Annotated in this window: 9 protein-coding genes; 3 read left to right on the forward strand and 6 right to left on the reverse strand. The window is 71.3% G+C overall.

Going from position 1 to position 13,358, the window contains the following annotated elements; genetic code table 11:
- Nucleotides 1-23: 23 nt before the first annotated feature.
- Nucleotides 24-680 (reverse strand): DUF6083 domain-containing protein, encoded by a 657-nt coding sequence (locus OG259_RS20880; protein ID WP_328943650.1) that lies wholly within the window; start codon nt 678-680, stop codon nt 24-26.
- 196 nt (nt 681-876) lie between these two features.
- Here OG259_RS20880 and OG259_RS20885 point away from each other — a divergent pair, with 196 nt between their 5' ends.
- The gene (locus OG259_RS20885) at nt 877-1,737 is read left to right on the forward strand and encodes a Cof-type HAD-IIB family hydrolase (protein WP_328943651.1); all 861 of its coding nucleotides are present in this window, start codon (nt 877-879) and stop codon (nt 1,735-1,737) included.
- A gap of 22 nt (nt 1,738-1,759) precedes the next feature.
- On the opposite strand, the gene OG259_RS20890 is transcribed toward OG259_RS20885, so the two are convergent.
- The 4 genes from OG259_RS20890 to OG259_RS20905 are packed head-to-tail and all read right to left on the reverse strand — an operon-like array spanning nt 1,760 to nt 9,685.
- A complete protein-coding gene (locus tag OG259_RS20890; protein ID WP_328943652.1) occupies nt 1,760-3,472 on the reverse strand; it encodes a GAF domain-containing sensor histidine kinase in 1,713 nt (570 codons plus the stop codon).
- Nucleotides 3,473-3,492: 20 nt separating this feature from the next.
- A complete protein-coding gene (cydD, locus tag OG259_RS20895; protein ID WP_328943653.1) occupies nt 3,493-7,128 on the reverse strand; it encodes a thiol reductant ABC exporter subunit CydD in 3,636 nt (1,211 codons plus the stop codon).
- A gap of 28 nt (nt 7,129-7,156) precedes the next feature.
- Nucleotides 7,157-8,158 carry a cytochrome d ubiquinol oxidase subunit II gene (gene cydB, locus OG259_RS20900; protein ID WP_328943654.1) on the reverse strand — a complete coding sequence of 334 codons (1,002 nt, stop codon included), beginning with the start codon at nt 8,156-8,158 and terminating at the stop codon, nt 7,157-7,159.
- Nucleotides 8,159-8,176: 18 nt separating this feature from the next.
- A complete protein-coding gene (locus tag OG259_RS20905) occupies nt 8,177-9,685 on the reverse strand; it encodes a cytochrome ubiquinol oxidase subunit I (RefSeq protein WP_328943655.1) in 1,509 nt (502 codons plus the stop codon).
- A gap of 204 nt (nt 9,686-9,889) precedes the next feature.
- On the opposite strand from OG259_RS20905, the gene OG259_RS20910 reads away from it, so the two are divergent.
- Nucleotides 9,890-10,270, forward strand: a complete 381-nt coding sequence (locus OG259_RS20910; protein WP_328943656.1) for a cyclophilin-like fold protein — start codon at nt 9,890-9,892, stop codon at nt 10,268-10,270.
- A 111-nt stretch (nt 10,271-10,381) separates the two neighbouring features.
- Here the strand turns inward: OG259_RS20910 and hisC are convergent, their stop codons facing one another.
- On the reverse strand, nt 10,382-11,485 hold the full coding sequence (hisC, locus tag OG259_RS20915; protein ID WP_328943657.1) for a histidinol-phosphate transaminase: 1,104 nt from the start codon (nt 11,483-11,485) through the stop codon (nt 10,382-10,384).
- Nucleotides 11,486-11,969: 484 nt separating this feature from the next.
- Here hisC and OG259_RS20920 point away from each other — a divergent pair, with 484 nt between their 5' ends.
- Complete coding sequence (locus OG259_RS20920; protein WP_041130217.1) at nt 11,970-13,076, forward strand: LacI family DNA-binding transcriptional regulator; 1,107 nt, start codon at nt 11,970-11,972, stop codon at nt 13,074-13,076.
- Nucleotides 13,077-13,358 lie beyond the last annotated feature (282 nt).

Here is a 13,358-nt window from a genome sequence, read left to right on the forward strand (position 1 = left end):
CCCCGAGGCACTCGCCCGGTGGATCACGCGATCCGCCGGGCGTGGCCCCGCCACAGGGCCAGCAGGGCGGGGGAGCCGACCGGTTCCGGACCCGCCGCGCAGACGTCGAAGTGGCTGACCCGGCAGGTGTCGGACGGCACCGCGGAGCCCAGGTTGACCGCTGTTCCGTCGCCCGCGACCCGCCAGCGGCTGCCCGCCGGGACCGCGGTGGTCGCCAGCTCCCCGGGCTCGATCATGATCCAGCGGCCACGCACCGTACGGTGCCACTCGGCGCGCGCCCCGCACCGACGGCAGACCGCGGCGGCCGACCGCGCCGCCCCCGGCACACCACCCCCGGATCGGGGCTCGGGCACGGCCACGCTCCCGGTCCGCGAAGGGCCGGAGCCCTGCGGCCGGACATCCCGTATCGCTTCGCCGAGCCGGACATCCCACGCCTCGTCCCCCAGCCGCGCGTCGCGCACGCCGCCACCGCTGAAACCGCCACCCCCGCCGCGCACCGCGAACGACGCGGCGTCGACCAGGCCCGCCAGTACGTCACCCACCAGCACCGGGTCCCGCGCGGGGTGCGCCGATCCCGCCCCCTCGCACTCCGAGCAGAGGGCCATGCCGAGGCTCGGGACCCACGTCCCGTACGGCGCACCGCAGGAGTCGCACTCGCCCTTTCGCCGGCCCGAGCCCATTCCCCGCCCCCTTGAGACGACATCAGCTCTCAGGGATCTTCCCCGTCACTCCGAAAACGAACGGACGTTTACGGCCACGTCGGGGCGTAAACACCCGGCCGCCCCCGCTCGGCACCACCGGCGCCCGGCATGAAACCGGCCACTCATATGTGCGGCTCCCCGCACGCCCGTGCGTCCGGTGCGGAAGAATGGTGCGGTGACCTCTCCCCGCTCCCCGCGCACGCCCGCCCCGACGGCCCGGCTGATCGCCACCGACCTCGACGGCACGCTGCTGCGCGACGACAAGTCCGTCTCTCCGCGCACGGTCGCCGCCCTCGCCGCGGCCGAGCAGGCCGGGATCGAGGTCTTCTTCGTCACCGGCCGCCCGGCCCGCTGGATGGATGTCGTCAGCGACCACGTCCACGGCCACGGCCTGGCGATCTGCGCCAACGGCGCCGCCGTCGTCGACCTCCACTCCGGAGGCACCTTCCTGGAGGTGCGGCCGCTGGAGCGGCCGGTCGCCCTCGACGTCGTCCGGGCCCTGCGCGCCGCCGCGCCCGGGACCTCCTTCGCGGTCGAGCTCACCACCGGCATCCACTACGAGCCCCAGTACCCGCCGTTCTTCCTCGACCCCGGCGCGACCGTCGCCACCGCCGAGAAGCTCCTCTTCGAGGAGGTGCCCGGCGCCGCGGCCCCGGTACTGAAGCTGCTCGCCCAGCACCCGGAGCTCGACCCCGACGCGTTCCTGGCGGTGGCCAAGGAGGCCGCCGGGGACCGGGCCTCGTTCACCCGGTCCAGCCCCACCGCCCTCATCGAGATCAGCGCGCTCGGGGTCTCCAAGGCATCCACCCTGGCCCGGTGCTGCGCCGAGCGCGGCATCACGGCCGAGGAGGTCGTCGCCTTCGGCGACATGCCCAACGACATCGAGATGCTGAGCTGGGCGGGCCGTTCGTACGCGATGGACAACGCCCACCCCGACGTGATCGCCGCCGCCTCCGGCCGTACCGTCGGCAACAACGAGGACGGGGTGGCCGTCGTCATCGAGCAGCTGGTCGCCGAGGTGGCCGCCGCGGGCTAGTCCTGGGCGGGGCGCAGCGGGCCTACAACGGGGCCTCCCACACCACCGTCGTACCGCCGCCGTCCTCCCCGATGCCGGGCCCGCACCAGCTCGCGCCGCCCAGCGACTCGGCCCGACGCGCCAGGTTGCGCAGGCCGCTGCGCCGGCCGCCCGCCGGAAGGCCGATGCCGTCGTCGGCGACCTCCAGGCGCACCCCGGAGGAGCCGTCGGGCAGGGTGACGCCGGCGTCGACGACCACCTCGATCCGGCTCGCCTCCGCGTGCCGGAAGGCGTTGGACAGCGCCTCGCGCAGGGCGGCGATGAGGTTCTTCCCGGTGAGTTCGCCGACCGTCACGTCGATCGCGCCGAGGAAGCGGTGGGCGGGCTTGAAGCCGAGCGGCACGGCCGCCATGTTGATCTCCCGCAGCACGCGGGTCCGCAGCCCCGACGGAGCCTCGGCGGGCCCCTGCTGGAGCGCGAAGATCGCCGTACGGATCTCCTGGATGGTCACGTCCAGCTCGTCCACGGCCTTGCCGACGCCCTCGCGCACGGCCGGCACGATCGACCTGCGCTGGGCGCTCTCCAGCATCATGCCGGTGGCGAAGAGCCGCTGGATGACGAGATCGTGCAGGTCACGGGCGATCCGGTCGCGGTCCTCGTACACGGCCAGGCGCTCCCGGTCCCGCTGCGCGTCGGCCATCATCAGCGCCAGCGCGGCCTGCGAGGCGAACTGCGTGGCGAGCGTCCGCTCCATCTCGGTGAACTGGCGCCCACCCCGCACCCGGGGCGTGGCGAGCGCACCGAGCACCCGGCCGCCGCTCTGCAGCGGCAGCATCATGCTCGGCCCGTACGGCGAGGTCAGCCGGCTGATCATGCGCGGGTCGGTCGAGGCGTCCGCGACGAATACCGCCTCGCCGTCCAGGAGCCGCCGCACCACGGCGCTCTCGGGCGGGATCACCACGCCGAGCGACTTCGTGGGCCGGGGCGAGGAGACGGCGACGATCTCAAGGCCGCCGTCCTCGGCGGGCAGCAGCACGATCCCCGCGTCGGCGTCGGCGAGACGCCGGGCCTGTTCGGCGACGACCGTGAGGGCGTCGTCCGCGTCTCCGCCGGAGAGCAGCGCGGTCGTGACGGCGACGGAGCCGTCGATCCAGCGCTCGCGCTGCCGAGCGGCCTCGTACAGGCGGGCGTTGCCGATGGCGATGCCCGCCTCGGTGGCGAGCACCCGGACCATGTGCACGTCGTAGTCGTTGAATTCGCCTCCGCCGCGCTTCTCCGCGAGGTAGAGATTGCCGAAGATCTCGCCCTGGACCCGGATGGGGACGCCGAGGAAGGTCCGCATCGGGGGATGTCCCGGCGGGAAGCCCGCCGCGCGCGGATCGGCGGAGAGGTCGGCGAGCCGGATCGTCTGGGGGTCGCGGATCAGTGCGCCGAGCAGCCCGGCGTGCCCGTCGGGCCGGTGCCCGATCGTGCGGGCCACGTCGTCGCCGACGCCGAAGGTGACGAAGTCGGACAGGCCCTTGCCCTCCTCGTCCACGACACCGATCGCGGCGTAGCGGGCGTCGGCGAGTTCGGCGGCGGTCTCGCAGATGCGGTCGAGGGTGGAGTGGAGTTCGAGCCCGGTGCCCACCGAACGCATGGCTTCCAGGAGCTGTGGCACGCGGGCGGTGAGCTCCGTGGACAGCCCCTGGAGGCTGCGGGTGGCCTGCGTGGCGGCTTCCAGGGGGTCCGAGGCATCGGACGCTGCGGCGGTCATGGGCTTGAGCCTAGTAAGTCCTATTTGGCGAGAAAAGTCGGCCGGTCCTTGCCCTCGTGGACCGTGGTGCCGGTCGTCGTCTCCGCCGCCGCGCCGGCAGCCAGCAGATCGGTCTGACGCTCCTGCTCCAGCATCCGGCGCAGGGGACCGTCCGCGACGGCGAGCTCCGCGTACGGACCGCGCTGCACGGTCCTGCCCTCGTCCAGGACCAGCACCTCGTCGACCGCGTCGAGTCCGTGCAGCCGGTGGGTGATGAGGACGGTCGTACGGCCTTCGGTGGCGCGGAGCAGATCGTCGGTGAGCGCGTCGGCGGTGGCCAGGTCCAGATGCTCGGCGGGCTCGTCGAGGACGAGGACGGGGAAGTCGGCGAGCAGCGCGCGGGCGAGCGCCAGGCGTTGCCGCTGACCGCCGGAGAGCCGGGAGCCGTGCTCGCCCACGAGGGTGTCGAGCCCGTCCGGCAGCCCGTCCACCCAGTCGAGGAGCCGGGCCCGGCGCAGCGCCTCGCGCAGCTCCTCGTCGCTCGCGCCGGTGCGGGCGAGCCGCAGGTTCTCGCGGACGGAGCTGTCGAAGAGGTGGGCGTCCTGAGCGCAGAGGCCGACGAGCCGCCGTACCGCGTCGCCGTCGAGTTCCCAGGCGGGCACCCCGCCGATCCGGTACATGCCGTACTCGACGTCCAGGAACCGCAGCAGCACCTGGGCGAGCGTGGTCTTGCCGGATCCCGAGGCGCCGACGACGGCGACCCTGCGCCCGGCCTCCAGGGTGAGCCGGAAGTCGGCGAGCGCCTCCCGGTCCTGCCCGGCGTGCCGGGCGGAGAGCCCGGAAAGCTCCAGCGGGAACGGGCTCGCCGGGGGAGTCTCGGGCCGGTCCGGCTCGTGGACGGGGACGGGGGCGTCGAGCACTTCGAAGACCCGCTCGGCGCTGTGCTTGACGCGCTGCCGGTACTGGACGGCCAGCGGAAGCCCGGTGACGGCCTCGAACGCGGCGAGCGGCGTGAGGACGACCACGGCGAGGGCCACCCCGTCGAGCCGGCCGGCCGCCACGGCCTGGACGCCGACGACCGCGGCGGCCGCGACCGTCAGGCCGCAGACCAGGGCGGAGAGACCGGCGCCGAGCGCGGCGGCCGCGGCCTGCCGGGAGGCGATGTCGGTGAGGGTACGGTCGGCGGCCCGCGTCCGTTCGAGCCGGCCCCGCAGGGCGCCGGCCACGGTCAGCTCGGCGCAGCCGCGCAGCAGATCGGCCACGGCGGTCGCCAGGGCTCCGCGAGCGGGGGCGAGCCGCCGTTCGGCACGGCGGGCGAGCGCGCCACCGACGGCCGGTACGAGGACGCCCGCGACGAGCAGGCCCACGGCGAGGACGGCGCCGGCCTCGGGCAGCAGCCAGGCGGTGAATCCGGCGGAGGCGACTCCCACGACGAGTGCGGCGCCCGCCGGGAGCAGCCAACGGAGCCAGTAGCCCTGGAGCGCGTCGACGTCCTGGACGAGCCGGGAGAGCAGGTCCCCGCGGCGGGTGCGGCGCAGCCCGGCGGGGGCGATCCGCTCCAGGCGCCGGTAGACGGAGACCCGGAGTTCGGCGAGCATCCGCAGCACGGCGTCGTGCGAGACGAGCCGCTCGGCGTACCGGAAGACGGCCCGCCCGATCCCGAAGGCGCGCGTGGCGGTGACGGCCACCATCAGGTAGAGCACGGGCGGCTGTTCGGAAGCACGCGAGATGAGCCACCCGGACACGGCCATGAGCCCGACGGCGGAACCAAGGGCGAGGCTCCCGAGCAACAGCGCGAGCGCCATCCGCCCCTTGAGCTCACCGGCCATCCCCCGCACCCGCGCCAGAACGGACCGCCGGGGTGTGGGCAGCTGTTCCGCGGAGGGTGGAACGGGTGGGCCCACCCTCACAGCAGCGCCGCCCTCCCACGCCGCACCCGCACCCGCACCCGCACCACCGGTGCTCGCGCTTTCCGCGCCCCCGCCCGCAACCGCAACCGCAACCGCGTCAGCGTCAGCGTCCGCAGCACCCGACCCGCCCGCGCCGACCCGCACCACCCGGTCCGCCACCGCGAGCAACGCCGGCCGGTGCGCCACCAGAAGCACCGTCCGCCCAGCCGCCAGTCGACGGACCGCGTCGACGACACCCGCCTCGGTCTCACCGTCGAGCGCCGCCGTCGGCTCGTCGAGCAACAGCAGCGGACGGTCGGCGAGGAAGCCCCGGGCGAGCGCGAGGCGTTGCCGCTGCCCCGCCGAGAGTCCGGCGCCGTCCTCGCCGAGCGGGGTGTCGAGCCCTTGCGGCAGCCCCGCGACGAACCCGTCCGCCCCGGCGTCCCGCAGGGCCTCCCGTACCGCCTCGTCGGAGGCGTCCGGGCGGGCGAGGCGGACGTTCTCGGCGACCGTCCCCGCGAAGAGATACGGCCGCTGCGGCACCCACGCGATCCGCGACCGCCAGGCCTCCAGGTCGAGTGAGGCGAGCGGCTCTCCCCCGACGCGCACGGAACCGCCCTCCTCCGGCACGGCGAACCCGAGGACGACATCGAGCAGCGTCGACTTCCCGGCCCCGCTCGGCCCGATCAGGGCCACCGTCTCTCCGGGCTCGACCGTCAGGGACATCGCGTCGAGCGAGGGCTCGGCCCGACCGGCATGACGTACGGTCACGCCTTCCAGCTCAAGCCGCACGGAGCCGGGGACGCCGGCACCCGCGCCGCCCCCGTCCCGTACCGGCTCCTCCAGGACGTCGAAGATCTCCTCCGCCGCCGCGAGCCCCTCCGCCGCCGCGTGGAACTGCGCGCCGACCTGCCGCAGCGGCAGATACGCCTCGGGCGCCAGGATCAGGATGACGAGACCGGTGTACAGATCGAGTTCGCCGTGGACGAGCCGCATGCCGATGGTCACGGCGACGAGCGCGACCGACAGGGTGGCAAGGAGTTCCAGCGCGAAGGAGGAGAGGAAGGCGATCCGCAGGGTGCGCATCGTCGCCCGGCGGTACTCCGAGGTGATCGCGCGGATCGACTCGGCCTGGGCCTTCGCCCGGCCGAAGATCTTGAGGGTGGGAAGCCCGGCCACGACGTCCAGGAAGTGTCCGGAGAGCCGGGAGAGCAGCTTCCACTGCCGGTCCATCCGGGCCTGGGTGTACCAGCCGATGAGGATCATGAAGACCGGGATGAGCGGCAGGGTGACGACGATGATCGCCGCCGAGACCCAGTCCTCGGTGACGATCCGGGCCAGAACGGCCACCGGCACGACCACCGCGAGGCCGAGCTGGGGCAGATAGCGCGCGAAGTAGTCGTCGAGCGCGTCCACACCTCGCGTGGCGAGGGCGATCAGCGACCCGGCCTTCTGGCCGCTCAGCCAGCCCGGTCCGAGCGCGGCCGCCCGGTCGAGAAGGCGGCCGCGGAGTTCGGACTTGACCGCCGCGCTCGCCCGGTGGGCGGCGAGCTCGGTCAGCCAGGAGACCAGGCCCCGTGCCGCCGCGATGCCCGCGAGCAGCACCAGGGGGGTGGTCAGGGCGGAAACCGACTGACCCTTCTGGAAGGACCCCACCACGATCTCGGCGATGAGCATCGCCTGGGCGATGACCAGCGCCGCCCCGACGAGGCCGAGCGCGACCACCGCGATCAGAAAGACACGGGTGGCCCTGGCGTACCGGAGCAGGCGCGGATCGATCGGTTTCACGTGAAACATGCTCCCTGGGAAGGGCCGGCTAGTGAGCGTCGGCGAGGTGCTGCGTACCGATCCGCTTACGGAACACCCAGTAGGTCCAGCTCTGGTAGAGCAGCACCAGCGGGGTCGCGATCGCCGCACACCAGGTCATGATCTTGAGGGTGTAGGGGCTCGACGAAGCGTTCGTCACGGTAAGGCTCCACTCCGGGTTGAGCGAAGACGGCATGACGTCCGGGAAGAGCGCGAGGAAGAGCATCGCCACGGCGGCCGCGATGGTGATGCCCGAGAGCGCGAACGACCAGCCCTCACGCCCCACCTTGATCGCGCCGATCGCCCCGACCAGGGCCACCACGGCGATCAGCATCGCCACGAGGCTCCAGCTGTCCCCGGTGTCGACCTGGGTCCAGATCAGGAAGCCGAGCGCGAGCACCGCCGTGACCAGACCCAGCTTGAGCGCGAGCGCCCGGGCCCGTTCCCGGATGTCGCCGACCGTCTTGAGCGAGGCGAAGACCGCCCCGTGGAAGGTGAAGAGGGTGAGCGTGACCAGGCCGCCGAGGAGCGCGTACGGGTTGAGCAGGTCCCAGAAGCTGCCGACGAACTCCATGTTCTCGTCGATCTTCACGCCCCGGACGATGTTGCCGAAGGCGACGCCCCAGAGGAACGCGGGGATCAGCGAGGTCCAGAAGATGGCCTGCTCCCAGTTCCGCTGCCAGCTTTCCTCGGGCCGCTTCACCCGGTACTCGAAGGCGACACCCCGGATGATCAGACAGACCAGGATGATCAGCAGAGGCAGATAGAAGCCGGAGAAGAGAGTGGCGTACCACTCGGGGAAGGCGGCGAAGGTCGCGCCGCCGGCGGTGAGCAGCCACACCTCGTTGCCGTCCCAGACGGGTCCGATGGTGTTGATGAGGACCCGCTTCTCGGGCCGGTCACGGGCGAGCAGCTTGGTGAGGATGCCGACCCCGAAGTCGAAGCCTTCGAGGAAGAAGTAGCCGATCCAGAGGACGGCGATGAGTACGAACCAGACGTCGTGGAGTTCCATGCCTCGATCTCCTGAGCCTCAGTACGAGAAGGCCATGGGGCGGTCGGGGTCACGAGAGTCCCCGCCGATCTTGGTGGGCGGGTTGAGGTCGTCCTCGGTGAGCTCCGGAGGGCCTGCCTTGATGTACTTCACGAGGAGCTTGACCTCGATCACGGCGAGGGCGGCGTAGAGCGCGGTGAAGATGATCATCGAGGTGAGCACCTCGCCCGTCGTGGTGCCGGGGGAGACGGCGTCCCGGGTACGCAGCACGCCGTAGACGACCCAGGGCTGACGGCCCATCTCGGTGAAGATCCAGCCCCAGGAGTTGGCGATCAGCGGGAACGCCATGGTCCAGAGGGCCACGATCCAGTACCACTTGCCCAGGCGGGGGCTGAGCGCCTTCCGCTTGAACAGGACCAGGTTCGGCACCTCGTCCTCACCGGTCCGCATCCCGGGTGCCAGCATGAACTTCTTGCGGGTCAGCCAGAGGCCGATCACGCCGATGGTCAGCGAAGCCATGCCGAAGCCGATCATCCAGCGGAATCCCCAGTACGCGACGGGGATGTTGGGCCGGTAGTCGCCGGGGCCGAACTTCTCCTGCTCGGCCTTGTTGATGTCGTTGATGCCGGGGACGTACGAGGTGAAGTCGTCGTTGGCGAGGAAGGACAGCAGACCGGGGATCTCGATGGCGACCGAGTTGTGGCCCTTGTCGACGTCGCCGTAGGCGAAGACCGAGAAGGGTGCGGGTGCCTCGCCGTCCCAGAGCGCCTCGGCGGCGGCCATCTTCATGGGCTGCTGCTTGAACATGACCTTGCCGAGCAGGTCACCGCTGATGGCGGTGCCGAGGCCGGCGATGATCAGGGTGATCAGGCCGAGTCGCAGCGAGGTCCGCATCACCGGGATGTGCCTCTTGCGCGCCAGGTGGAAGGCGGAGATGCCGACCATGAACGCGCCGCCGACCAGGAAGGCCGCCGTCATGGTGTGGAAGAACTGGGTGAGGGCGGTGTTCTGGGTGAGCACGTGCCAGAAGTCGGTGAGCTCGGCCCGGCCCCGCTCCTCGTTGATGCGGTAGCCCACCGGGTGCTGCATCCAGGAGTTGGCCGCGAGGATGAAGTACGCGGAGAGGATGGTGCCGATCGACACCATCCAGATGCAGGCGAGGTGGATCCGCTTCGGGAGCTTGTCCCAGCCGAAGATCCACAGACCGATGAAGGTCGACTCGAAGAAGAAGGCGATGAGCGCCTCGAAGGCGAGCGGGGCTCCGAAGATGTCGCCGACGAACCGGGAGTAGTCCGACCAGTTCATGCCGAACTGGAACTCCTGGACGATGCCGGTGACGACACCCATGGCGATGTTGATCAGGAAGAGCTTGCCCCAGAACTTCGTCGCCCTGAGGTACTTCTCGTTCTCCGTGCGGACCCATGCGGTCTGGAGACCGGCGGTGAGTGCGGCGAGGGAGATCGTCAGAGGGACGAAGAGGAAGTGGTAGACGGTGGTGATGCCGAACTGCCAGCGCGCCAAGGTCTCTGGCGCTAGAGCGAGGTCCACGTCGTTTTCTCCTTACATCGCCGTGGTCACATCGGCAGTTTGCCCCGATAATCCCACCCATCCAGGGATGAACCGGGACACGCTTGTGAACGCGTTCACATTCACAAGCATTATGGCTCATACGAAATCCGTACCTTCGGTCGGGGTCCCTCTACCGAAGGTCACCCCTTCCCAGGTCCTTCAACATATTGTTGAATCCTGGGCATGACCCTTCGGATACGCATCGTCTGGCCGGCCGGACACACCACGGCCACCCTTGAGGAAACCCCCACGAGCAAGGCGCTCGCGGGGGCTCTCCCGATCTCCTCCACCGCCCGGACCTGGGGCGAGGAGGTCTACTTCGACACTCCGGTCTCCGCCTCCGTCGAGGACGGCGCGCGCCAGGTCGTCGACCCGGGCACGGTGGCCTTCTGGACGGAGGGCGACGCGCTGGCCCTCCCCTACGGCCCCACCCCGATCTCGCGGGGCGACGAGTGCCGGCTCGCGAGCCCGTGCAACCTCCTGGGCGCGCTCGACGGCGACCCCGGGGTCCTGGCCACCGTCCGGGACGGCGACCCGATTCGCGTGGAACTCGTCGGCGGCTGATCGTCAGCCGATTCGCGGGGAGCTCGTCAGCGGCTGATCAGCATCCGATGCGTATGGACCTCGTCGGCGGCCGATCGTCAGCCGACGTGCGTGGAACTCGCCGGCGGCCGATCAGCCCTCCTTGCGGAAGCCCTCCGCCGCCTTCAGGAACAGGTCGTTCGCCTCGGACTCGCCGATCGTGACGCGCACGCCCTCGCCGGCGAACGGCCGCACCATCACCCCGTGCTTCTCGCACTCCGCCGCGAAGTCCAGGGTCCGCTCGCCGAGCCGCAGCCAGACGAAGTTCGCCTGGGTGTCCGGCACGGTCCAGCCCTGTCCCACGAGCCCGGCGTGAACCCGCTCGCGCTCGGACACCAGGGAGCCGACCCGCCCGAGCAGTTCGTCCTCGGCCCGCAGCGAGGCCACCGCCGCGTCCTGCGCCAGCTGGCTCACCCCGAACGGCACCGCCGTCTTGCGCAGCGCCGCCGCCACCGGCTCGTGGGCGACCGCGAAGCCGACCCGCAGCCCCGCCAGGCCGTACGCCTTGGAGAAGGTCCGCAGCACGGCGACGTTCGGCCGGTCGCGGTACAGCTCGATGCCGTCGGGGATCTCGGTGTCGCGGACGAACTCGCGGTACGCCTCGTCGATGACCACCAGGACGTCGGAGGGCACCCGGTCGAGGAAACGCTCAAGCTCGGCCCGGCGCACCGCGGTGCCCGTGGGGTTGTTGGGGTTGCAGACGAAGATCAGCCGGGTCTTGTCGGTGATCGCCTCGGCCATCGCGTCGAGGTCGTGCACCTCGCCCTCGGTCAGCGGCACCTGCACCGAGGTGGCCCCGCTGATCTGCGTGATGATCGGGTACGCCTCGAAGGAGCGCCAGGCGTAGATGACCTCGTCACCGGGGCCCGAGGTCGCCTGGAGCAGCGACTGGGCGACGCCGACCGAACCGGTGCCGGTCGCGATGTGCGAGACGGGCACGCCGAAGCGGTCGGCCAGCTCCTCGGTCAGACCCGTGCAGGCCATGTCCGGGTAGCGGTTGAAGCTCGCGGCGGCGGCCAGCGTGGTCTCCATGACCCCCGGCAGCGGCGGATACGGGTTCTCGTTGGAGGACAGCTTGAAGGCCACCGGGCCGCCAGAGGCCGCCGGCTTGCCCGGCTTGTAAGTGGGGACGCCGTCCAGCTCGGCGCGCAGCTTCGGGCCCGTGCTCGTCCCGCTGGTCCCGCTGGTCTCGCTCACAGTGTGGCCTCCTCGACCGTCCGTACCGCCAATACTCCTCACTTTAAGAGGATTCCCCTCCGCTGCGAATGGGCTGTGGACAACAGGAGGGACACGCTGTGGACACGGCTCCCCGGCGCCGGCCTCCGACTCGACGTCGAAGCGGCCTCCGCGGCGATACCGCCGCGGCCCCCGGAGCGGTTCCGGAGTAGCTCCGGAGTGATTCCGGAGTGATTCCGGAGTGGGGGAGCGCGCGCCCGGGTGGCGTGCGCCGGTGGCGGGCGCCGTGGCGCGCATCCCCCGTAGAGGTGAGTTGAGACCTCTTCGAGACCTCGCCCCCTCGCCAGGCCTACGCCGTTCGACAACCATAGGTCCCATGGCGAAGGCCCTAACTACCTTGGATTCATTGCCTCTTGACGCCTTTCAGCCATGCAGAAACGTGCCTGTCAACGCCCGCATATGCGACCGGCCCAACCGCCCCTCATCGCCCTACTATCGGCTCGCCATGACAGCAGCAGGGAAGCACCAGGTGAGCCGGGCACAGACCCGGGGAAGCCGGCAGGGCCGGGCAGGCATCCGGGACGTGGCCGCCGCCGCCGGGGTCTCCATCACGACTGTCTCCGACGCGCTCAACGGCAAGGGCCGACTCCCCGACGCCACCCGCCGTCACGTGCGCGAGGTCGCAGACCGGCTGGGCTACCGCCCATCCGCGGCGGCCCGCACGCTCCGCACCGGGAAGTCGGGACTCATCGGCCTGACCGTGACCACGTACGGGGATGAACCTTTCACCTTCACCGAATTCGCGTACTTCGCGGAGATGGCCAGAGCAGCCACATCGGCGGCGCTCGCCCGGGGCTACGCCCTGGTCATCCTCCCCGCCACCTCCCGACATGACGTCTGGTCGAACGTCGCCCTCGACGGCACCGTCGTCATCGACCCCTCCGACCACGACCCGGTCGTCACCGAACTGGTCCGCCAGGGCCTGCCCGTCGTCTCCGACGGACGCCCCGCCGGCACCCTTCCGGTCACCGCCTGGGTCGACAACGACCACGAAGCCGCCGTCCTCGATCTGCTCGACCACCTCGCCGACGCCGGCGCCCGCCGCATCGGTCTCCTCACCGGAACCACCACCGACACCTACACCCGCCTGTCCACCACCGCGTACCTCAACTGGTGCGAGCGGGTGGGCCAGGACCCCGTCTACGAGGCCTATCCGGCGCACGACCCGTGCGCGGGCGCCGTCGCGGCCGACCGGCTGCTCGCCCGACCGGACCGGCCCGACGCCGTGTACGGCCTCTTCGACCCCAACGGAACCGACCTCCTCGCGGCCGCGCGCCGCTACGGACTGCGCGTCCCGGACGACCTGCTGCTGGTCTGCTGCAGCGAGTCGACCGTCTACGCCACCACCGAACCGCCCATCACGACGCTCTCGCTCAAGCCGCGCCGGATCGGCACGGCCGTCGTCCAGCTCCTCATCGACGCCATCGAAGGGATCGACACCGACGGCCCGGTCGAGCAGGTGATACCGACCGAACTCATCGTGCGCACCTCCTCGCAGCGCCGTTCGCCGCGCACGACCGTCAGCCCACCGCGTTCACCCGCGAAGGACTGATCCCCGGACGACCGGTCCACGAACGACTGATCCACGCAGCACTGATCCACGCAGCATCGACGCCCCGTCAACCGGCCTCACCGAATCCGCCGTCCCGTCCCCTGCCCGTGGGCCGGGGCGGCGAAACCGGCCACCGATCCGGCCTCAACCCTGAACTCGACCTTCTCAATTCGGGCGAAACAACCGGTGAACCCGGAGTGGACCCGGATTCACCACCCCTGGTGCGTCACACAGGAGGACCCTCATTCCTATGATGGGCGCACGACATCGTGGACCTCCCCG

Origin of the sequence: Streptomyces sp. NBC_00250 (genome assembly GCF_036192275.1) — a bacterium.
Classification (GTDB): domain Bacteria; phylum Actinomycetota; class Actinomycetes; order Streptomycetales; family Streptomycetaceae; genus Streptomyces.

Bases quoted from the DNA above. Each gene is read 5' to 3' on its own strand.
- OG259_RS20880 (WP_328943650.1), bottom strand. From the start codon at position 680: ATGGGCTCGGGCCGGCGAAAGGGCGAGTGCGACTCCTGCGGTGCGCCG.
- OG259_RS20890 (WP_328943652.1), bottom strand. From the start codon at position 3,472: ATGACCGCCGCAGCGTCCGATGCCTCGGACCCCCTGGAAGCCGCCACG.
- cydB (WP_328943654.1), bottom strand. From the start codon at position 8,158: ATGGAACTCCACGACGTCTGGTTCGTACTCATCGCCGTCCTCTGGATC.
- OG259_RS20910 (WP_328943656.1), top strand. From the start codon at position 9,890: ATGACCCTTCGGATACGCATCGTCTGGCCGGCCGGACACACCACGGCC.
- OG259_RS20920 (WP_041130217.1), top strand. From the start codon at position 11,970: ATGACAGCAGCAGGGAAGCACCAGGTGAGCCGGGCACAGACCCGGGGA.